The organism is Thermococcus sp. 21S7 (assembly GCF_012027615.1).
Taxonomy (GTDB): domain Archaea; phylum Methanobacteriota_B; class Thermococci; order Thermococcales; family Thermococcaceae; genus Thermococcus.
The window spans coordinates 80001-98256 of sequence record NZ_SNUT01000005.1; the positions used below are offsets into that span (position 1 = coordinate 80001).

Consider the following 18256-nt stretch of genomic DNA (forward strand, 5'->3'; position numbering starts at 1 on the left):
AAGAAAGGGGCTCAGACCTTCAGCGCCTTGACCGCGCTGAGGGTCTCCTTGAGGTCGTCGTAGCCGTAGCGGAGGTATCTCCTTCCCTCGTTCTCATAGCCGTCCGCGAAGGCGCTCCAGGCCCTGTTGAGGGCCCTCTCGCCCCTGCTGAAGACGCTCATGATGGTTCCGTAGGTCATGAGGCCCTCTATCCTGAGGGGCTGCGCCTTCTCGGCGAACTCATTGAGTTCCTCCAGGATTCCGGTGAGCTCCTCAACGGCTTTCTCGCGCGGGGCGTCCATTATCTTCTCAATCCTGCCGATGGCATCGGAGAGGAGCCTCTCAAGCTCCTTAACGCCGCCGGTTCCGCTCTGGGCCGCCCTGTGGAGCTCCTCCTTCGCACCCTGACGCCTGAGGAAGATGCCCGCCCCCATGACGGCCAGGGAAGCGGCTAAACCACTCCACATGGGCGGTATCCTGGCGGCGGTTATCGCGCCGGCAACGAGGCCTACCGTGAGCAGGACGTTTCCAACGAGCTTCTTCATTTCCATCACCTCACGGGTGGAGCACTCCCATGACGGTCAGGACCGCGAAGAGGAGCGTCATCGCCGCCTCTCCGACCATCAGTCCGGCCGCGACCGGGAGCACCTTCTCGGTTATGAACTCGTTGCCCTTCTTCCTCTTGGCTATCTCGTGGACGATACAGCCGAGTCCGTAGGGCAGGATGTAGAGCATTGGCAGGTACATCGACAGGCCGACTAGGACGCCAAGTCCCGGTATTCCGCTCATGGAGAGGGCGAAGCCGAGGATTCCTCCCGCGATGAACTTGTCCACCGGGACGTTGCCGCCGAGGATCGCATCGACCATGGACTTGAGGGCCATGGCCTGCGGCGCCGGGACCATCTCGTTTCCGATGCCGTAGGCCTTCCAGATGAGGCCGACGACGGTGAGGGCTATTATCGGGCCTATCCAGGCGGTGAGGAGTTCAACCTTCTGCTGCCTGGAGGGAATACCACCGACGAGGTGGCCGGTCTTGAGGTCCTGCATCATGTCGGCGGCGCCGGAGATGGCGACACCGACGGTGGCTCCGAGGAGTATGGTGAGCGGAACCTGCTTGCCGGTGAGGTAGAGGAGTATCATGACCGACACGAGGGAGAGACCGGAAACTGGGCTCCAGTCGGTCATTCCGGTGGACATGGCGACGAGCAGGGCCGCCACGAATATCCAGGCGACGCCGACGAGGGCCGTGAGCAGGCTCCTGCCGATGCCGAGGTTACCCAGCTTGTAGGTGGTTATCAGCAGGAGGAGGAACGCGAGGGTTATTCCGGCGTAGAGGTACTTTATCGGGAGCTCCTCGTTCCTGCCGGTTCCGAGCTTGCTCGCGTTGGCTATGCTCTTGAGGGCGACTATGATGACGGGCATCGAGAGTATGAGGCCCGCTATCGAGCCGCCGAGGAGCATTCCGATACCGAGCGGCCTGGTCATGTTGGAGTAGACGAAGCCGCTGATCGCTCCGCCGGTGACGTCGCTCGGGAGCCAGCCGAGGGCCTTAACTATGGGCGTGATGATGTAGTAGGAGAGTATTCCACCGGCGAGGACTATGAGGCCGTTCCTTCCGGTGATGAGGCCCATTCCGAAGACCATCAGCGAGAGGGCCATGGCAAGGCTGACCCACTCGGGGAGGTGGAGTATGGCACCGAGGTCGATGTACTCGGGGATTATCTCAGGGAGGCCGAGCACCGGGAACTGCTGGACGAGGTAGACGATAGCGCTGACAGCCATGCCGAGGAAGAGCAGCCTAGCCTTCTCGATTCCGCTTCCCGGGGTCTTGAGGACGGTAGCAACGGCAGTTCCGGTCGGGAAGCGGAGGCGGTCTATCTCAATCATCTGCTTCCTCAGCGGGATTATGAAGGTGATTCCCAGTATCGCTCCGGCCGCAGTGGCGAGGAAGAAGTAGGTCGTGCTTATCTCCTGGTGCAGACCCATGATGTAGAGCGCAGGGATGGTGAAGATGACTCCCGAAACGGAGATGTTGACTGCAGAGGCTATGGTCTGGACGATGTTGTTCTCGACGACGGTTCCCTTCTTGAGGATTCCCCTGAGGACTCCCCAGCCGACGATGGCAGCTATCGCCGAACCGCCGGAGGTGAAGCCCATTATCATTCCCGCGTAGGTGAAGCTGGCCGCCATGAAGGCGCCCCAGATGACACCCAGTATTATAGCGGCGGGCGTCACTTCGCGGTATGTATCGTCCGAATCCTTACGCTTCCAGCTCGCTTCTCCAACCTTCCAGTTGGCGTCCGCCATCTCCCAACCTCCTGTACAGCTATGAGCATTCATGTCCACACCAAGTGGGGATGCGCATTCCTGGGAGATTAGTTTATTCCAGAATATAAAGTTTTTCAGCCCCGTAAATGCCAGGAAAGCAAATTTAAAACCAGAAACGGGTTAAAACAGGCGTTTATGCCGTTTTCAGTCTCAGCATGAATAAGAATTCATCAAGGAGATGAACAAATGGACACTAACGCACATTACGACATTAGAGGCCTCGAAGGGTGCTAATGGCCCGTTTAATTCACCGAACGATGATTAGTTGAAATCTAAAAAGGCCGAAACGATTTAGGCGCGGTGGAGAGAAAAACGAAGGCTCACGTCTTCAGGGTCACGTTGATGACCGCGGTTTCGTTGCCGGGGTTCCTCACCACGACCTTCCACCTGCCCTCAGGGAGCTCAACGACCGCGTTTACTTCCCCAACGGTTCCGAAATCCTTCAAAATCCCCCCGTCAGCCGAGACCACCCTCACCTCTACAGGAACGCTTGAGGTCACCTTTACGGTCAGATTGGCAGGGCCCCTGAAGGGCCACTCCCTGGCTTCACCCGCTGGAACGCTCTTTCCCTTGACATAAACGAAGTTGTTGTCCAGGCAGCCGGCCACCGCAACCGAGATGGCGAGGAGGATGATGACAGGACGTATCCAGCGCATGGCACCACCAGGTATAGTCAAACAGGGAAAACCTAAAAAAGTTTTCTCAGCAGAGTATCGAACCCTCGGCCAGAACGTCTTCCTCCAGCGTCCCTATTCCTTCGATCCACGCCTCAACCCTGTCCCCGTGCCGCAGGGGGCCGACTCCCGCAGGGGTTCCCGTGGCTATCATATCGCCCGGTTCGAGGGTCATTACGCCTGAAACGTACTCGATTATCTCCGGGATTTTGAATATCATCTCGCTCGTCCTTGCGAGCTGCCTTATTTCGCCGTTAACCTTCAGACCTATCTCCAGGTCATCCACCGCCAGCTCGCGTTTGTCAACCACCCTAGGGCCAACGGGGGCGAAGGTGTCGAAGCCCTTGGCAACGGTCCACGGAAGGCCCTTCCGCATAGCCTCTCTCTGCAGGTCTCTCGCCGTTATGTCCAGCAGAACCGTGTAGCCGAGGACGTAGTCCATGGCCTTTTCCCTTGGAATCCTCCTCCCGCGTTTGCCCATTATCACCGCCAGCTCGACCTCGTGGTGGACCTCTCCGCTCCCCCTTGGAAGAATTATTGCCTGTTTTGGACCTACTAGAGAGCTTGGAGGTTTAAGGAAAATTACCGGCTCCTTCGGAACCTCATTGCCGAGTTCCCTTGCATGCTCCGCGTAGTTTCTGCCGAGGCAGATTATCTTGCTCGGCCTCAGATTATAAAAGCCGTCGCGAAATGGAAGGCGAACCATCTTGGACACCCAAGAATAGTATCGGGATTCGGTTATAAACCGCTCGCGGGAAGGATAATAAACCACTTCACCCAAATCCTCACTGGTGAAACCCATGAAGCTCGTCGTCCTCAAGGAGAGGGGAAGCACACTCGTCTTCGTTTTCCTGGTGGTCTTCATAGTGCTCTTCACTCTGCCGCTGGTATACATGCTCATCAACGTTCCAGAGGGGAGGCTGTTCATACTGGGCTTCTTCATCTTCTTCCTGCTGATGATGTCCCTCGGTGCCTACTCCCTGTTCAGAAGGCGTAGGGAATACCGGCGCGCCGAGAACTTCGCGAGCCTGGTGGGCTTCTCCGACTCGGGGGTAACGTTTCCGGAGGAGCTTGAATTCGAGACCGGAACGCTTGAGATGAGGGGCTACTGGGTCGGGAGCGGAAAGAACCGGAGCTATCACGTGGAGAGAAAGTTTATCCCAGGGGAGAAAAAGAGGGCCTCACGGGTTCCCTTCACGGACTCACCGTTCAAGGTGGCCGTTTCTTCAGACGGAACGGGCTTCGTAAAAGCTCCTGCTGTTAGGATAACCGATGAACTATACAAAAACATCGTGGTGCTCTTCTTCACCGATGACGGGGACGTTAGAGGGAGTGGCACTGTAACCGTTGCCACTGAAAGCGATTCCGCCCAAATAAACTTCAGAGGAGACGGGAAGTTTATCATGGGGACTGTTTACTCGACCCTCACCAAGGCTAGGACCGTTAAGGTCGCCATAAGCGCCGAAGGATTCGAGTACGAAAAGATCGTCGGCAAGGGTCGGAGCTTCGAGTTCAGGGAGAGGATGCTCCCAGGGGAGAGGGTCATCATGGTCGGCTCCTACGGCACGATAACGCCGAAGATGGTGGCGGAGTCCCTCGGCGGCGGAACCGTCATCCTCGGGCACGGTGAGTTCATAATCCGGGGCGTTCTGGACATAAGGCTGAGGCCGGACGTGCGAGCTGAGGAGACCTTCAGGGTCGAGTTGAAGGGGGAAGAAATCGAGAAAGGAAGGGAGTTCGAGGAGGAGTGGGGGTTCACCTGAAGGCTGCGGATACCCTCTGAAACGCCCTATACGTGCCCAGAAGGAGGCCCAATAGGAACAAAGATGTCAGGAGAGACACAAAGAGCGTGAAGGCCCAGTATGATAAGGTTGCATAGCCAGCCAAGAGTGCCAGGGAGACAACCAACGAGGGCGGCAGAAACAGAAAGAGAAACCCCCGCTTCAGGTTGAGACGTGAGAGGAGCAGAGCCACGGCCCACGTCAAGAGCACAAGCAGCGACGCGCCTACCGAGGGGTATCCCCAGAGAATGCCGAGGAACAGGAGGAGTATCACTGAAGACGCAACCGCCCAGAAGGCTTCCTCCCGGGCGGGTTTTTTCTGCCGTAAGAGCAAGACAGCCCCCAATATGGGGATGATGGGGCCCACTCCCCCAAGCGTCACGAGGCTCTTCCAGAGGTCCAGGGGGTTAAATATATGCCCGTAGGCCCTGAACAGAGAAACGGGCAAAGAACCGCCGGGCATGTAAACATCCCCGTTCACTGGAGGGAACATCATGGCATAAATACCCGATGCCGGCTTTTTGGAAACAGAGTACTCGGGAGAGCTCACCGGAAGGAGTGCCGGGTCTCCAAAGAGAACGGCCTTGGGGTGTATTCCAACCTTCCGGAAGTATGAGTTGCTGATCTGGACGAGCTTTCCCAACGGATAACCTGAGGCCCAGAACCCGCTGGAGAGATAGGAAACGCCACCCATCTCCACCGATGCTACAACGGCCGGCGAGCCCCTCCGGAGAAGGGCAAGGACGAGGGAGGCATTGGACTTCCACACCTCCCCAACATCGCATGACTCAAAGACAAACGCCTTTCCAGCAGGATTGCCCATGTGCTCCTCGTCGAACCTCCACAGTACCATATCCACTCCCGAAGGGCTTCCGTGGCCCCCAACCCACACAAGGGAGGCGTTTTCAGCGGCCCCCACGTAGTCCCCGTATTCAATGCGTCCTGCCTCCACGAAGAGCGCTTTCCCGGGCCTAAAACTCCTAAGAGCTTTTGTCCAATAGATAAAATCCCCTTCCCTCTCAACGGGATAAAATCCAACTACCGGGTCGTAAATGCCATCTCCATTGCGGTCGAGCCGGCGATAGATGGAATACACAAAATCCCTGTCGAACCGGGAGGAGTTCACGACAAAAAGAACGTAATCATCCGGTCCGAGAAAGCCGAAATCCGAGAAGTTGGAAACAACCACCGTCCCGTTGTGGAGAGTTGCCACCTCACTGGCATAGGGGTACAGCCCTGCGAGCCTTTCATCGAGAACAACGTAGTAACGGGCCGAAACGGCAGGGACAAAGAGAATAAGGAGGAAAAGGAACACGAGAGCCCGCTTCAATTCACATCCACCTCCATCCCCTCAACCTCGAACTTCCGGTTTATGTTCGCCATCCATTCGCCGGGATCAATCACTATCATCGTCGGCTTCGCCTCCAGGGTCATGTTAACGCTCCCAAGGCCGTTCTCCACCCGAACTGTCCCATCGACGAATCTGGCATTCTCCGTGACAACCCTAACCTGAACGGGCATTGTGAAGTTGCTCCCGTCAACGAGTGTAAAGACAAGCCTGTACGAACCGCTCTCGTTGGTCACGGTAAGGTTCTCGACGGTGTAGTCCGGCAGCAGCGTTGAGTTGAACCACTCGCCGAAGAACCAGTCGAGGTCCTCCCCCGAAACGTCCTCAAAAATCCCCTCAATGTCGGCCAAGCCGCACTCCGCCCCGTGACACCGTACCAAGGCCTCGTGGAGTCCCCTGTAGAACGTTTCGTCTCCGAGGACGAACTGAAGGGAACGGAGGGTGAATGCCCCCTTAGTGTACAGCACAGTGGATACGTTGAGCTTCCTCAGGTCCAGCAGGTTCTCCGACATGGCATCGTGAATCGAGATCGACCTCCCGTATTCGACGATGGACTTTTCATTCAGCTCCAGGTAGGCATTAAAGCGAGCTGGTACGATACGCTTCAGGGCGAGGGACTGCAGGCAGGTGGCAAAACCTTCGTTGAAATACTTGAAATCCGCGTAGCCGGCAAACCAGATGTGGGCGAGCTCGTGCGGTATGGAGCCGGTTCTCCTGCGGACGATGAGCTCGATGCCACGCCTTTCACCTATGACGGCCGAGTTGGTGCCGTCGATCATAAAGGAGCCCGTGAAGTCGGGGTTAACCGCCAGATGTATGTCGTTAAAGGGCCTGAGCCCGGTGGTATTGACGTAGGTTTCAACGGATAATTTCACGATCCGCTCCAAGTCCGCCCAGTAGAGCGGATCGTATTGCTTCCGAGGGATATAAACCGTCACGTTGATGCCCGCCGCGGGGACGTTCTTAACGACCACCGGACCGTCGTTTATGAAGGATTCCAAGAGAAGTGGAAGGAGCTTTTCACCGTTCAGCGTCCCGGAACCGTTGAAAGCCCCAAAGCCGGGCACCACGAGGGTGTAGCCCTCGGGCAGGGAGTAGGTCATGTTGAGGCCCACCGGCTCGGCCCCCATCTCCCACCATGTGAGGGGCGATCCCGCGTACTGTTCGGGCATGTCGAGGAAGACCGGGTATTTCAGAGAGTACGTTATCTCCCCACGGAGGTTTTTCCTCGATGAGTTGAAGCGTATCTCATAAACCGTCAGATAGCTCCGCGTTATAGGGCGGCCAAGAGCCTCTTCAAAGAGAATCCTGCCCCCGCTGAGGCGGGAGAGGTCAACGGGAACGCCCTCAATCGTCAGGTTGAGCCTCAGAACATCGGGGTCGTCGGGAACGCCGGTGAGGGCGAGATAGATGACGTTCTCCGAGACGTTTGAGAGAAGGAAGTCGTAGCGGCCCTTGATCCTGCTTCCGTCGTACTCGATGGTGAGGTTCCCCCATTGGACCGCGGTGGGAGAGTAAAAGTTCTCCAGGAGCGGGCCGCTTTCATCCACGCTCAGGTTTTCTATGACCGGGTTTTCGGGGTAGAGGATAGAGAAATCCCGGAATTTCATTGGAGTTTCTGTCGTTGATGGATTCGGGGATGACGTGCTCGTCTGGGAGGTGCCACCGAGGCAGCCGCTCATCAAAATCACGAGGGCAAGCAGGGCGGCGAGAAGTGCATTCCTCACCTTTAACCCACCGGTAAAAGTTAACATCTGGAAGTATAAAAAAGTTTTGAGGGAACGAACTAAAAATCCAGCTCAGCCCCTCAGCGGCTCCGGAATGGACTTATCCCACTGCTCCATCGCCAGCTCGCCGGTGTACTTGAACTTCTCGACCTTCTTCTCCGCCTCCTTGCGCTTCTTCTGGTGCTCCTTCAGGAAGGCCTGAACGCGCTCGATCAGCTCGCGCTTGCACTGGCCGCAGAGCAGCTCGCCGCTCTTGCATGCGTGGTAGCGCTCCATGAGCTTCTTGTCGTCCGGCTCGAAGAATATCTCGAACCACTTGAAGACGACGCACTTCTCCGGTTCGCCGCCCTTCTCGCGCTGCTCCTTCGCGGTGGCCCTTCCGCCGGTAAGGGCGTACTTCCATATCTTCTTGCCGGCCTCCTCCGGGTCGTCAGTTAGGTAGACGGCCGTCTCCGGCTTGCTCGCGCTCATCTTGCCCTCAAGGCCCATCAGACCGGGCACGAACTTGGAGTGAATCGCCGCCGTCTTGTAGTAGCCGAGACTCTCGGCGAAGTCCCTCTGGAGCCTCCAGTAGGGGTCCTGATCAATTGCCGCTGGGATTAAACAGCGCTTCCTCTCGAAGAATGTCGGGGCTGCCTGAATCGCCGGGTAGAAGATCATTCCAATCTTGCTCTGCTCGGTGAAGCCGAAAACCGCCTTTGCCATCGAGAAGTTTATCTTCTTCGCTATCGGTATCGCCATCTCGTAAATCTTGGTGAACTCGCTGTCCTGGAAGATGAAGGTCTTGTCCGGGTCGAAGCCGACCGCTATGATGTCGAGGATGTTGTCGTAGGCCCATCTCTTCGTGTCGTCGAAGGTGAGCTTCTCCTTGAAGAGGAACTTCTCGTCGTCGGTTATCTGGACGTAGAGGTTGACGCCGAACTTCTCCTGGAGCCATTTGGTCGCGTAGAACGGAATTATGTGGCCTATGTGCATCGGGCCGCTCGGACCCCTTCCCGTGTAGAGGAAGAAGCCCCTCCCGCTCTCGTAGTCGGCCAGGACTTTATCGTAGTCCCTGTGGGAGAAGAAGAACCTCCTCCTGAAGAATATTGGCAGCTCGCTCTTCGTGAGCCTTGCAGTTTTTTCAAGAAGTTCGTCCGTCAGCGGGCTGGTTCCGAACTCCTCTATCAGCTTCGCGTAGTCCACCATTCCCTCGACGTCCCATGGGGTGACCTTAAACTCATCGTCCATTCAAAACACCTCCATTTCCAGTGGAAACGAAACTCAAGGCTAAGCCGGGGCAGAAGAGGGGGGCTTCACCAAGGCCAAAAGCAATCACCGGGCATGGGAAGAGAAAGGGAGGAAGAGGATTTAAAGTTTTTGGAGAAGAAAAGGTCAAAGCAATCTATGAAAAAGTTAAACTGGTGAGAGCATGGAGGTCATAGTTGAGGCCGTTTATGAAAACGGCGTCCTGAAGCCGAAGAAGAGGCTCAAGGTTCCGGAGGGGAGCGAGGTTACCCTCAAGATACTGCCCCAGAGGATATCGGATAGAACCTTCGGGGTAGTGAGAATGGAAAAGGAAAAGATTGACGCAATAATTGAGGAGATCGAAGATGAGTGGTAAAGAGAACGTTTTCTTCGACTCGAACGTTCTCATATACCACCTCGGCGGCATAGCAAAGGCCAAGCCCCTCATCGAAAGTGTGGAAACCGGCGAGATTAAGGGATTTATTAATCCAATAGTTGCTTCGGAGGTCATGTTCTTCTATATAAAAGCCAAAACCGGCATGAAATCCTATGAAATTAAAAGAAACCCAGCAGCTTTGGCCAACATCGATTTAGAGCCAATATTTGAACTCTTCTCGCTCTTCAACATGCTGGAGATATCGACCTGCGAATTTTACGGGATAGATAAAATAGCGACCTTCGATGACGACTTTAAACGAGTAAAAACTATGAAAATTGTGGAAAAAGTCTGAAAAGCCCGTCAGAGCTTCCCGTTCTCCCTCAGCCACTCGCCGTACTTGACGAGGGCATAGACCGCATCGACGCCGTCCTCGACGGTCTCGTAGACGGGAACGCCCTTGAGCTCGATGTTCCTGGCCATCTTGTGCGGGTAGTCTCCACCGGGGGCCACGAAAACTATCGGCTTGCCGTACTCCCGCATCCTGGCCATCGCCTCGACGATTCCCTCATCGAGGGCCGGGCTCTGGAAGAGGGCTATGACGACGAGGACGTCAACGTTCTCATCCTCCAGCGCGTAGCGCATCGCTATCTCATAGCGGCTCGACGGGGCGTCGCCGATAATGTCGATGGGGTTCTTGTAGCTCATGTGCTCCGGAAGCTCACCCCTCTTTATGGCCTCCCTGAACTTCCTGTTGGTCTCATCGCTCAGCTCGGCGAGCTTCATTCCCTTCTCAAGCAGGCCGTCGCTCATCATGACTCCGGCACCGCCGCCGTTGGTGACTATTGCCACGCGGTTCCCCTTCGCAGGCTTCTGCATTGCGAGAACCTTCGCGTAGTTGAAGAGCTGGCGCATGCTCTTGGCGCTCAGAACGCCGGTCTGCTCAAAGGCGGCCTCGTATATCTTGAATGAACCTGCGAGCGAACCGGTGTGGCTTGCGGCGGCCTTGGCGCCGGCCTCGGTTCTACCGCTCTTGAGTATGACGACGGGCTTCTTGAGCGTGACCTCCTTGGCTGTATTGAAGAACTTCCTTCCGTCCTTGACGCCCTCGATGTAGCCGGTGATGACCCCGGTCTTCGGGTCGTCGCCGAGGTAAGCCATGAAGTCGCTCTCATCGAGGTCGGCCATGTTTCCGAGACTGATGAACTTGCTCATCCCTATTCTCTCCCTGGCCGCCCAGTCGAGGATAGCCGCTCCAAAGGCACCGCTCTGGCTCATGAAGGCGACCTTTCCGAAGGGCGGCCTGGCCTGCCTCTCCGGCGGGTTGAAGTTGCAGTCGAAGCCGTTTTCGAGGTTGGTGACGCCGAGACAGTTCGGACCAACGAGCCTTATTCCCCACTTTCTGGCGCGCTTAACAAGCTCCTCCTCAAGCTCGGCCCTTCCGGCCTCCTTGAAACCGGCGGAGATGACAACGGCGCTCTTAACCCCCTTCTCGCCGCACTCGTCTATGACATCGGGGACGAACTTCGCGGGAACCGCTATGACGGCGACGTCGACATCATCGGGTATCTCCTTAATGCTCCTGTAAACCTGGAACTTCTTTCCGTTGACTTCAACCTCTCCGCCCTTGACGTTGACGGCGTAGACTTTTCCATCGAAATTGAGCGTTATGGAGCGCATTATCGAGTTCCCTATCTTCCCAGGGACGTTTGACGCCCCGATGACCGCGACGCTCTTTGGATAAAACAGGAAATCGAGCCTTGGAGCCTCCATCTTGTCCACCTCCGAAGGTTTTTCGGGAGCCCATATTTAAGCCTTCCTCCCCAGATGGGTACATCCGGGGAGCTGGATATTTTGTCCAGCTGCAGCCCTAATGAACCATAACCTTTACATATATAAAGCTACCGGGGAAAGCAAAAGGGTTATATGCCATAACGTTAAAAGAAGCATTAGAACGTTTAAATTGGGTGGTGGAAATGGCAAAAGTGAAGGTCATAACGGACCCGGAAGTTATAAAGCTGATGCTTGAGGACACGAGGAGAAAGATCCTCGGACTGCTCCGCAACAAGGAGATGACCATCTCCCAGCTGAGCGAGATACTGGGGAAGACGCCGCAGACGATATACCACCACATCGAGAAGCTCAAGGAAGCCGGCTTAGTCGAGGTCAAGAGGACCGAGATGAAGGGCAACCTGGTGGAGAAGTACTACGGAAGAACGGCCGATGCGTTCTATATCAACATGTACCTCGGAGACGAGGAGCTCCGCTACTTCGCCCGCTCAAGGCTCAAGATAAAGCTGGAGATATTCAAAGCCCTTGGCTATGAGTTCGACGAGGATGAACTCCTGAACACTATGGACGAACTCCTCAAGAAGGAGCACGAGTACAAGATGGAGATATCGAAGGAGATCGAGGCCAACGAAGAGGCCCTCAAGGACTTCTCCAACGAGGACATAATCCACGCCATCGAGTGGCTGGCCATGGCCAGGATGGGCCGCGACGAGGAGACCCTGGCACTCCTGAAAACGCTGGGGGAAATACTTAAAAAATGACGCCGAAAGGAGAAGCGATGGGATATGGCGAAGGGAATAAGGTTACTGGTTCTGGACGTGCTTAAGCCGCACCAGCCGATGGTGACGGAGCTGGCGCTTGGACTCAGCGAGCTGGAAGGCGTTGACGGCGTCAACATAACGCTGGTGGAGATAGACAAGGAAACGGAGAACGTCAAGATAACGATGGTCGGCGACAACCTCGACTACGACGAGATAGTCAGGACGATAGAGGAGTTCGGCGGCGTGGTGCACAGCATAGACATGGTCGCGGCCGGCAAGAAGATCGTCGAAGAGGGGGAGACTCCTCAAGACAAGCTGGAGGAGTACTGAGTGAGGGAAGTCCTCATAATAACCGATCCTGAAAGGGTAAGGGTGCTCTCTGATGAAACCCGCTTTAAAATTCTTCAACTGCTCAGGGAGCACCCTATGACCATCAACGAGCTCAGCGACGCCATAGGGAAGGAGAGGACGACGATATACAGGCACGTAAAAATTTTAGAGAGCGCCGGACTCGTGGAGGAGCTCGAAGTCAGGGGAAACGAGCGGGTTTACGCAAGAAGCGCCAGACTGTTCCTCATAAAGGCCGACCCCGACGAGAGCGTCGAGGAATTCAGGCAGGCCTACCTCCAGGTCGAAGCCGAGAGACTCGTGGGAATCCTTGAAAAGGCGGGAATAGAGATAAAAGACAGAGAAAAGCTGAAAGAACTCGTGAAGGAGGTTCTGAACGAGATTGAGATCAACTCCCAATCCGTAATAAAGAGGATATCGCAGGCGGAAGTTGACCTGACGGAGATAGAACTGTTCCACGTCCTCAACATGCTGGTTTTCATGCAGAGCTGTGAGCTGTGCGAGAAGGCAAAAAAGATAAAGAAACTGGTCGGATTCTAGGCGGTCATCCCTACATATGAAACATGATGTCCCGTTTCTGGCCCGCCATGGTGGACAATCACGCTCCCCAATGCACATTAAAGACAAAACTTAAATATTTCACCATCGGTGATATATTCTGACCATCCGGTGGTGACTGCCATGGCCAGAAAGGTGTTGGTTGCACTTCTCGTATTTCTAGTAGTTCTCAGCGTCTCGGCAGTTCCTGCGAAGGCGGAAACCCTTGAGAACGGCGGCGTCATAATGCAGGCCTTCTACTGGGACGTCCCAGGTGGAGGAATCTGGTGGGACACCATAGCCCAGAAGATACCCGACTGGGCGAGCGCCGGGATTTCGGCAATATGGATTCCTCCCGCGAGCAAGGGCATGAGCGGCGGCTATTCGATGGGCTACGACCCCTACGACTACTTCGACCTCGGCGAGTACTACCAGAAAGGAACCGTCGAGACCCGCTTCGGCTCAAAGCAGGAACTCATAAACATGATAAACACCGCCCACGCTCACAACATGAAGGTCATAGCGGACATAGTCATCAACCACCGCGCCGGCGGCGACCTGGAGTGGAATCCTTTCACCAACAGCTACACCTGGACCGATTTCTCGAAGGTCGCGTCGGGCAAGTACACGGCCAACTACCTCGACTTCCACCCGAACGAGCTTCACGCGGGCGATTCCGGAACATTTGGAGGCTATCCCGACATATGCCACGACAAGAGCTGGGACCAGCACTGGCTCTGGGCCAGCAACGAAAGCTACGCCGCCTACCTCCGGAGCATCGGCATCGACGCCTGGCGCTTCGACTACGTCAAGGGCTACGCTCCCTGGGTCGTTAAGGACTGGCTGAACCGGTGGGGCGGCTGGGCGGTTGGAGAGTACTGGGACACCAACGTCGATGCACTCCTGAGCTGGGCCTACGACAGCGGTGCTAAAGTCTTCGACTTCCCGCTCTACTACAAGATGGACGAGGCCTTCGATAACAACAACATCCCCGCCCTCGTGGACGCCCTCAAGAACGGAGGCACGGTCGTCAGCCGCGACCCGTTCAAAGCCGTGACCTTCGTTGCCAACCACGATACCAACATAATCTGGAACAAGTATCCGGCCTACGCCTTCATCCTCACCTATGAGGGACAGCCGGCAATATTCTACCGCGACTACGAGGAGTGGCTCAACAAGGACAGGCTCAGGAACCTCATCTGGATACACGACCACCTCGCGGGAGGAAGCACAGACATCATCTACTACGACAGCGACGAGCTTATCTTCGTGAGAAACGGCTACGGGGACAAGCCGGGACTGATAACCTACATCAACCTCGGCTCAAGCAAAGCCGGAAGGTGGGTCTACGTTCCGAAGTTCGCAGGCTCGTGCATACACGAGTACACTGGCAACCTCGGCGGTTGGATTGACAAGTGGGTTGACTCAAGCGGTCGGGTCTACCTTGAGGCCCCCGCCTACGACCCGGCCAACGGCCAGTACGGCTACTCCGTTTGGAGCTACTGCGGGGTGGGCTGAAGTCTCCACTCCAGTTGTTTTCATTCATTTTCATTCTTCTTGTTTTCTGTTTACGACGACACTTGATTGGCTCCCCGTCTCGCGAATCCGGGCCAGAGGAACTCAAAAATCCCACTGAGAAGCCAGGCCGTGAGGAACATCGCCATCTCCTTCGAGATGCCGTAAACAGTCCCCTCAAGGAGCAGGTACTCCGCCCCACAGAGAACCACCAAAGCAGCATACAGAAGGACGTTCCGGAGTAAAAAGGCCCCCTCCAGTTTCCCGTTCCGGAACTCCCAGGCGCGGGGGAGGAGGACACCCGCAACCCAGAGAAGGACCAGAACGAGCATTGTCTCAGGAGAAAACCCTCTAACCGCGAGGACAGCGACTGCAAGGATAACGGCTGGAACCGACATGAGCACCCGAACCGCGTTTTCGGAGGCCATTTTCATCACCCGTTGTTTTGTTTTTTAGTATTCGTGACCCGTCCTATCTATTGTCCACAAGGCCAAGCGTTTTTTCAGCCCCCAACGCTAGCCCAACCCTGAACAGCAGGAGCGTCCAGAGGAGCGAGATTACCGCAGTGGAGTATGGGTAAAACTCGAAAACCCACACGAAGATGTTAGAGGCAGGAACCACAGCAGAGAACACGAAACCCATCCTGCCCTCCAGCGAGCAATACTCAGAATCCCGGTAGGCGGAGCATACGAGCCATGCCAGAGCCGAAAAGGCCAACCAGAAGAAACCAGTAATAAGAAGGGACTCGGGATGAAACCCATTGCTTCCGAAGTAACCACCTAGGAGTGCCAAGACCAGCTCTGCGATCCACCAGCGTAAAAATAAGATGAAAGGAACCTCAGTTCCGTAAAGCTTCATTATCTTCACCCCATGAGGTAGGACAGACTCCGTTCTTACACGGTGGAAACGGTGGATAGTAGCGCTTGTAAGGATACGCACTGTAAGAGAGCTTTACCAGTGGGTTGGTATATTTAGGTTCTCTCCATGCACCAATGCCCCATCCACGACTTTCAAGGAAGTCATGGAAAAGTTCGCTGATGCCCCAACTCACTGTTCCGGAAAGTATTCCCCAACCTATACCTGGAGGAGTATGGATCACTACACTAACCGCTATACTCACGCCCAAGGAAATCAATCCCCACTGGTTCCAAGTATGGAGGTAAAACATTGGCATGTTGAACTCTGAACCCAACCACCTATCATTGGGCTGCACTCCCACGTAGACTATTCCGTACCCAATGTCGTCATCCACATCAACTCTAATAACTTTGTAGTGGATTTTAACTTTTTCTACGTGACCATCAGGGAATCTAAAGTTCACCCACTTCTCCAGCCACTCCGCGCGTTTTATTTCAACGTCTGTCTTTGGATTGTAGTAGAACTCATTGACTTTCACATAAACCCAAGGATCGCTCTTAAATATGCGCTCAGTTGTACCATCCTGATACTCAATTATCCAGGGTATCGCAATCCTTATCGGATCTTTGGTGCCATCACCTGCCTCTGTATATCCCCTCCAGCTCCAGACGAACGCCAACCAGATTCTGCCACCGTAGACATACGAATCGTATTTTGAGAAGTATATGCTCAGCTGATCTTTATCTCCGAAGTTCTGGGGAGTTATTGGGGCCGAGTTGTCACTTGAAACTGTGACGCGCTTGCGCTCCCTGCCGTCACTCCAAGCAGGAGCAGTCCAAGGAGGACTGCCATCAACGGACGCCACTTCAAGAGGTTCACCTCCAAGGGTTTTCAATTGACATAAAATCTAAGTCCTTAAAAGTTTTTCTCTTCAAATAGTAATTTACAACAAACATGAAAAAAGGACTTCAACCACCACAAAACGACTTCATTTGACGAAAGAGGATTGAGTAAGAAAGAACCCAAATGCGTCCTCAGCTTAACCCGCACCACTTATCCACTTATCCACAATCCACAAGGCCGAGTGTTTTTCCAGCCCCCAACGCCAGCCCAACCCTGAACAGCAGGAGCGTCCAGAGGAGCGAGATTACCGCAGTGGAGTATGGGTAAAACCCGAAAACCCACACGAAGATGTTAGAGGCAGGGACAACGGCAGAGAACACGAACCATGCCCTGCTCTCCAGCGAGCAGTACTCCGAATCCCTGTAGGCGGAGCACATGAGCCATTCTAAAGTTGAAGAAGCCAACCAGAAGAAACCAGTGATAAGAAGGGCCTCCGGATAAAACCCATTGCTTCCGAAGTATCCGCCGAGAAGTGCCAGGGCCAGCTCGGCAATCCACCAGCGTAAAAATAAGATGGAAGGAACCTCAGTTCCGTAGAGCTTCATTTTCACCACCGTTAGCACTGTTAGCTAGATTCACCTTGAATATCCTCTCTTTTTCCTCTTTACTGAGGGGATAATCGGCATCGGTGAGGAGCTTTGCCGCCAGCAGTGCAAAGAGAAAGCCTGCCGAGCCAAGGAGTATGAGGTTTCCATCGAACCATCTTCCCAGTATTGCGGCGGTTATTGGTATGAACCCTATCATATAGCGCGCCGTCAGGAGATTGTTGGCTATTCTGTCGGCATCTCTTGGAGGATACACCCTCGACAGCGTTTGCCACTCGTCACGGTAAAGATATAAAATGATAGGGTCATCGCAAGCAACCATAAGATGCCATACTTAACACCGGCCTCTGGGGCATACTTTCCAAAGAGCACCATCAATACCTCCGCCGCAACCAACCGTGTAAGAAAATTACGGACGAACTTTCTGTTGTGAATGTACTCCCTCATGATGCTCCCCCGAATCTGAAGTTTTATCTAGAAGTTTTACCTTTTAAATCACGAACATATCGTGAAATGCGTTTTGATATTCTCCACGGTTCTCTCGGAATGTCGACGGGTGTTATGAACTTTGCGTGAAGGTAAGCCAAGATTGCTGCGCTCAGAAGGATAAGGAGGACTGCAATTGATACGCTGAATTCAGAAAAGAACCGCGCTCCAAGGATAGAGGCCATGAGGAACAGAAAGAGCACCACAACAGCCGCCCTGCCGGCGTAGGCATCGGCCTCTCTAGTCACAACCTCAGAAGTTTTGCCCTCTTCCCTGAGCCCTTTGCCGATCACCGAACGGTAAAGTGCGAAGTAAATTAGCACCGAGAGAAGTGGAAAAAGAACCAAGACGAACTTAACCACCCTCCAGAAGGAGCCTGCGACTGCGAACGCACCAAAGAGAAAGCTAAGACCCACAGATGCCACAAATCCCCTAACCCAATTGTCCACGAATAGGATCCCCATAAAGTTCGATTCGTTCACTTTCATCCTGAAGCCTCCATACCCGGTTAACATCATGTACCTTGAATGATTTATTTCATTACATAAAATCAAACCGGTGGAAAGACAAAATAAACGAGTAGTCCAATACCAAATACTATTGCATACTTCTTTGTTATCGTAGAAGGGTCCAACGATATTTCTTTTCCAAGTAGATAGAGTGACAAAAACCACCCTGCAGTCATAGAAATGCTTTCTAGGATACTTCTTAACGGAACGAAATACACATTGATCAGAACAAAATACCCGATAAATCTCATAATAGTACAGAAAACTCCAGCCGCGAGTAATGGAACAAATGCAGATTTAACTTCACCAGCCCCAATCCTATATCCAAGCGTCACCCATATAAAGAGTCCAATTATCGAAACTTGCAACAGAAATCTAATTCCCACTCCAATCACAGCAACCCATATTTTCCAAATGGAAGCACCCATGATTTGGAGCATAGCATAAAAACCCAGAATTTGATTAGAGTACGCGATTACTCCATAGAGCAATACTATTGATATAAAATCCAAAACAGCAAGCTTGTGTAGTCTCATGTTACGTTCCCCCCATGATCCATGCGA

Annotated in this window: 23 protein-coding genes; 8 read left to right on the plus strand and 15 right to left on the minus strand. The window is 54.2% G+C overall.

All coding sequences use genetic code 11. From position 1 onward, the window contains the following. Positions 1-11: 11 nt before the first annotated feature. The 4 genes from E3E51_RS08840 to E3E51_RS08855 all read right to left on the minus strand — a co-directional run bounded on the left by E3E51_RS08840 (position 12) and on the right by E3E51_RS08855 (position 3687). Positions 12-530, minus strand: coding sequence for a cell division protein (locus E3E51_RS08840; RefSeq protein WP_240924302.1), 519 nt, complete (start codon positions 528-530; stop codon positions 12-14). Positions 531-534: 4 nt separating this feature from the next. Further along, positions 535-2286 (minus strand): OPT/YSL family transporter, encoded by a 1752-nt coding sequence (locus E3E51_RS08845; protein WP_167912758.1) that lies wholly within the window; start codon positions 2284-2286, stop codon positions 535-537. 341 nt (positions 2287-2627) lie between these two features. Next, the gene (locus E3E51_RS08850) at positions 2628-2963 is read right to left on the minus strand and encodes a hypothetical protein (protein ID WP_167912759.1); all 336 of its coding nucleotides are present in this window, start codon (positions 2961-2963) and stop codon (positions 2628-2630) included. Between the two features lie 46 nt (positions 2964-3009). Further along, complete coding sequence (locus E3E51_RS08855; RefSeq protein WP_167912915.1) at positions 3010-3687, minus strand: fumarylacetoacetate hydrolase family protein; 678 nt, start codon at positions 3685-3687, stop codon at positions 3010-3012. Positions 3688-3781: 94 nt separating this feature from the next. Here E3E51_RS08855 and E3E51_RS08860 point away from each other — a divergent pair, with 94 nt between their 5' ends. Continuing rightward, positions 3782-4744: a hypothetical protein gene (locus E3E51_RS08860; protein WP_167912916.1), complete on the plus strand. Its 963-nt coding sequence runs from the start codon at positions 3782-3784 to the stop codon at positions 4742-4744. Here the strand turns inward: E3E51_RS08860 and E3E51_RS08865 are convergent. The 3 genes from E3E51_RS08865 to E3E51_RS08875 form a co-directional block, all read right to left on the minus strand. Continuing rightward, positions 4737-6092, minus strand: a complete 1356-nt coding sequence (locus tag E3E51_RS08865) for a hypothetical protein (protein ID WP_167912760.1) — start codon at positions 6090-6092, stop codon at positions 4737-4739. The genes E3E51_RS08860 and E3E51_RS08865 overlap by 8 nt on opposite strands. Next, entirely contained in the window at positions 6089-7837 is a 1749-nt protein-coding gene (locus E3E51_RS13320) for a M1 family metallopeptidase (RefSeq protein WP_167912761.1), read from the minus strand. Before E3E51_RS13320 ends, E3E51_RS08865 begins: the two co-directional genes overlap by 4 nt. Positions 7838-7909: 72 nt before the next feature. After that, on the minus strand, positions 7910-9067 hold the full coding sequence (locus E3E51_RS08875; protein ID WP_167912762.1) for a tryptophan--tRNA ligase: 1158 nt from the start codon (positions 9065-9067) through the stop codon (positions 7910-7912). A gap of 20 nt (positions 9068-9087) precedes the next feature. Here E3E51_RS08875 and E3E51_RS08880 point away from each other — a divergent pair, with 20 nt between their 5' ends. Genes E3E51_RS08880 through E3E51_RS08890 form a run of 3 tightly spaced genes read left to right on the plus strand, consistent with a single transcriptional unit; the run spans position 9088 to position 9795 of the window. Continuing rightward, positions 9088-9261, plus strand: coding sequence for a hypothetical protein (locus E3E51_RS08880; protein ID WP_167912763.1), 174 nt, complete (start codon positions 9088-9090; stop codon positions 9259-9261). Next, positions 9249-9440 (plus strand): antitoxin family protein, encoded by a 192-nt coding sequence (locus tag E3E51_RS08885; protein ID WP_167912764.1) that lies wholly within the window; start codon positions 9249-9251, stop codon positions 9438-9440. The genes E3E51_RS08880 and E3E51_RS08885 overlap by 13 nt, the downstream gene beginning before the upstream one ends. After that, positions 9430-9795, plus strand: coding sequence for a PIN domain-containing protein (locus E3E51_RS08890; RefSeq protein WP_167912765.1), 366 nt, complete (start codon positions 9430-9432; stop codon positions 9793-9795). The genes E3E51_RS08885 and E3E51_RS08890 overlap by 11 nt, the downstream gene beginning before the upstream one ends. Before the next feature lie 8 nt (positions 9796-9803). Here the strand turns inward: E3E51_RS08890 and E3E51_RS08895 are convergent, their stop codons facing one another. Further along, entirely contained in the window at positions 9804-11213 is a 1410-nt protein-coding gene (locus E3E51_RS08895; protein ID WP_167912917.1) for an acetate--CoA ligase family protein, read from the minus strand. A gap of 203 nt (positions 11214-11416) precedes the next feature. Between E3E51_RS08895 and E3E51_RS08900 the strand changes: the two genes are divergently transcribed. The 4 genes from E3E51_RS08900 to E3E51_RS08915 all read left to right on the plus strand — a co-directional run bounded on the left by E3E51_RS08900 (position 11417) and on the right by E3E51_RS08915 (position 14395). Then, positions 11417-11992: a winged helix-turn-helix domain-containing protein gene (locus E3E51_RS08900; RefSeq protein WP_167912766.1), complete on the plus strand. Its 576-nt coding sequence runs from the start codon at positions 11417-11419 to the stop codon at positions 11990-11992. 24 nt (positions 11993-12016) lie between these two features. Beyond that, positions 12017-12322: a DUF211 domain-containing protein gene (locus tag E3E51_RS08905; protein ID WP_014788876.1), complete on the plus strand. Its 306-nt coding sequence runs from the start codon at positions 12017-12019 to the stop codon at positions 12320-12322. After that, positions 12323-12880, plus strand: coding sequence for a winged helix-turn-helix domain-containing protein (locus E3E51_RS08910; protein ID WP_167912767.1), 558 nt, complete (start codon positions 12323-12325; stop codon positions 12878-12880). Between the two features lie 141 nt (positions 12881-13021). After that, entirely contained in the window at positions 13022-14395 is a 1374-nt protein-coding gene (locus E3E51_RS08915; RefSeq protein WP_167912768.1) for an alpha-amylase, read from the plus strand. A gap of 50 nt (positions 14396-14445) precedes the next feature. Here the strand turns inward: E3E51_RS08915 and E3E51_RS08920 are convergent, their stop codons facing one another. The 7 genes from E3E51_RS08920 to E3E51_RS08950 all read right to left on the minus strand — a co-directional run bounded on the left by E3E51_RS08920 (position 14446) and on the right by E3E51_RS08950 (position 18229). Beyond that, a complete protein-coding gene (locus tag E3E51_RS08920) occupies positions 14446-14826 on the minus strand; it encodes a hypothetical protein (RefSeq protein WP_167912769.1) in 381 nt (126 codons plus the stop codon). A gap of 37 nt (positions 14827-14863) precedes the next feature. Further along, positions 14864-15250: a hypothetical protein gene (locus tag E3E51_RS08925; protein WP_167912770.1), complete on the minus strand. Its 387-nt coding sequence runs from the start codon at positions 15248-15250 to the stop codon at positions 14864-14866. Continuing rightward, positions 15231-16145, minus strand: a complete 915-nt coding sequence (locus tag E3E51_RS08930; RefSeq protein ID WP_167912771.1) for a hypothetical protein — start codon at positions 16143-16145, stop codon at positions 15231-15233. The genes E3E51_RS08925 and E3E51_RS08930 overlap by 20 nt, the downstream gene beginning before the upstream one ends. A 166-nt stretch (positions 16146-16311) precedes the next feature. Further along, positions 16312-16698, minus strand: a complete 387-nt coding sequence (locus E3E51_RS08935) for a hypothetical protein (RefSeq protein ID WP_167912772.1) — start codon at positions 16696-16698, stop codon at positions 16312-16314. Beyond that, positions 16679-16954, minus strand: coding sequence for a hypothetical protein (locus E3E51_RS13175; RefSeq protein WP_240924303.1), 276 nt, complete (start codon positions 16952-16954; stop codon positions 16679-16681). The genes E3E51_RS08935 and E3E51_RS13175 overlap by 20 nt, the downstream gene beginning before the upstream one ends. 214 nt (positions 16955-17168) lie before the next feature. Beyond that, positions 17169-17672, minus strand: a complete 504-nt coding sequence (locus tag E3E51_RS08945; RefSeq protein WP_167912773.1) for a hypothetical protein — start codon at positions 17670-17672, stop codon at positions 17169-17171. A gap of 62 nt (positions 17673-17734) precedes the next feature. Next, complete coding sequence (locus tag E3E51_RS08950; protein WP_167912774.1) at positions 17735-18229, minus strand: hypothetical protein; 495 nt, start codon at positions 18227-18229, stop codon at positions 17735-17737. Between the last annotated feature and the right edge of the window lie 27 nt (positions 18230-18256).

What these genes read in the sequence shown, in the direction of transcription:
- E3E51_RS08920 (WP_167912769.1), bottom strand. Translation starts at nt 14,826, where the DNA reads ATGAAAATGGCCTCCGAAAACGCGGTTCGGGTGCTCATGTCGGTTCCA.
- E3E51_RS08925 (WP_167912770.1), bottom strand. Translation starts at nt 15,250, where the DNA reads ATGAAGCTTTACGGAACTGAGGTTCCTTTCATCTTATTTTTACGCTGG.
- E3E51_RS08890 (WP_167912765.1), top strand. Translation starts at nt 9,430, where the DNA reads ATGAGTGGTAAAGAGAACGTTTTCTTCGACTCGAACGTTCTCATATAC.
- E3E51_RS08900 (WP_167912766.1), top strand. Translation starts at nt 11,417, where the DNA reads ATGGCAAAAGTGAAGGTCATAACGGACCCGGAAGTTATAAAGCTGATG.
- E3E51_RS08840 (WP_240924302.1), bottom strand. Translation starts at nt 530, where the DNA reads ATGGAAATGAAGAAGCTCGTTGGAAACGTCCTGCTCACGGTAGGCCTC.
- E3E51_RS08895 (WP_167912917.1), bottom strand. Translation starts at nt 11,213, where the DNA reads ATGGAGGCTCCAAGGCTCGATTTCCTGTTTTATCCAAAGAGCGTCGCG.
- E3E51_RS08905 (WP_014788876.1), top strand. Translation starts at nt 12,017, where the DNA reads ATGGCGAAGGGAATAAGGTTACTGGTTCTGGACGTGCTTAAGCCGCAC.
- E3E51_RS08845 (WP_167912758.1), bottom strand. Translation starts at nt 2,286, where the DNA reads ATGGCGGACGCCAACTGGAAGGTTGGAGAAGCGAGCTGGAAGCGTAAG.
- E3E51_RS08935 (WP_167912772.1), bottom strand. Translation starts at nt 16,698, where the DNA reads ATGAAGCTCTACGGAACTGAGGTTCCTTCCATCTTATTTTTACGCTGG.
- E3E51_RS08885 (WP_167912764.1), top strand. Translation starts at nt 9,249, where the DNA reads ATGGAGGTCATAGTTGAGGCCGTTTATGAAAACGGCGTCCTGAAGCCG.
- E3E51_RS08875 (WP_167912762.1), bottom strand. Translation starts at nt 9,067, where the DNA reads ATGGACGATGAGTTTAAGGTCACCCCATGGGACGTCGAGGGAATGGTG.
- E3E51_RS08945 (WP_167912773.1), bottom strand. Translation starts at nt 17,672, where the DNA reads ATGAAAGTGAACGAATCGAACTTTATGGGGATCCTATTCGTGGACAAT.
- E3E51_RS08950 (WP_167912774.1), bottom strand. Translation starts at nt 18,229, where the DNA reads ATGAGACTACACAAGCTTGCTGTTTTGGATTTTATATCAATAGTATTG.
- E3E51_RS08855 (WP_167912915.1), bottom strand. Translation starts at nt 3,687, where the DNA reads ATGGTTCGCCTTCCATTTCGCGACGGCTTTTATAATCTGAGGCCGAGC.
- E3E51_RS08850 (WP_167912759.1), bottom strand. Translation starts at nt 2,963, where the DNA reads ATGCGCTGGATACGTCCTGTCATCATCCTCCTCGCCATCTCGGTTGCG.
- E3E51_RS08860 (WP_167912916.1), top strand. Translation starts at nt 3,782, where the DNA reads ATGAAGCTCGTCGTCCTCAAGGAGAGGGGAAGCACACTCGTCTTCGTT.
- E3E51_RS08915 (WP_167912768.1), top strand. Translation starts at nt 13,022, where the DNA reads ATGGCCAGAAAGGTGTTGGTTGCACTTCTCGTATTTCTAGTAGTTCTC.